This is a genomic window from Halosubterraneus shenae (assembly GCF_050510935.1).
GTDB lineage: Archaea > Halobacteriota > Halobacteria > Halobacteriales > Haloferacaceae > JBDGPU01.
In genome coordinates this window covers 1-697 of the sequence record NZ_JBNLVO010000015.1, presented here as the reverse complement: position 1 = coordinate 697, position 697 = coordinate 1, and the positions used below count along the sequence as shown (strand labels likewise).

The following is a 697-nucleotide window of genomic DNA, read 5'->3' as shown; positions in this document are numbered from 1 at the left end:
TTTCCGCGGTGTTAAGTTAAGGATGAGGCGGGAGGATCTTCTAGTGCCTATGCCAGAAACCGCCCGCCTCACCGAGTCTACCGACTGGATTGACTTGGAGTTTGTGGAGCGAGAGCGGACACCACGCGAGATCATTGAAAAGGGTATTCGTTACCACCTTGCTGGACTATCATTATCGAATACAGTTACGCTTCTTGAGGATTTTGGTGTCAAACGGAGTCGAACTGCAGTTCATAACTGGGTGCAAAAGGCCGATCTACAGCCGGCTGAAAAGGTGAGTCCGGATCATGTCGCTCTCGACCAGAAAATGATCCAGGTCAACAACGATCGATACTGGCTGTATGCTGCCGTCAATCCGTTAACTAACCGAATTCTGCATATACGTCTCTTCCAAACCTATTCTATCTACTTAACGCAACAGTTTCTCCGGGAATTAGCCGAGAAACACGACGTCTCAGACGCCGTGTTTCTCATCGATGATGCACGTGAGCTCGAATCCGGTCTCCGAAATGAAGGATTCGAGTACCGCATCGAGATCGACGGTCTTCGGAATCAGATTGAACGTGTTTTTAGAGAGGTAGAACGAAGGACCTCTTCATTTTCAAACTGTTTTAGCCACGTTGACCCACCGACCGCGGAAACATGGTTGCAGGCCTTCGCCGTCTGGTGGAATCATGCTTAAGTTAACACGACCGGG

General features: G+C 49.5%; 1 protein-coding gene. It reads left to right on the top strand.

What is annotated here, in order from left to right:
• The first annotated feature begins 49 nt into the window (after positions 1–49).
• Complete coding sequence (locus tag ACQE3M_RS16355; RefSeq protein WP_430506587.1) at positions 50–682, top strand: IS6 family transposase; 633 nt, start codon at positions 50–52, stop codon at positions 680–682.
• The last annotated feature ends 15 nt before the right edge of the window (positions 683–697 follow it).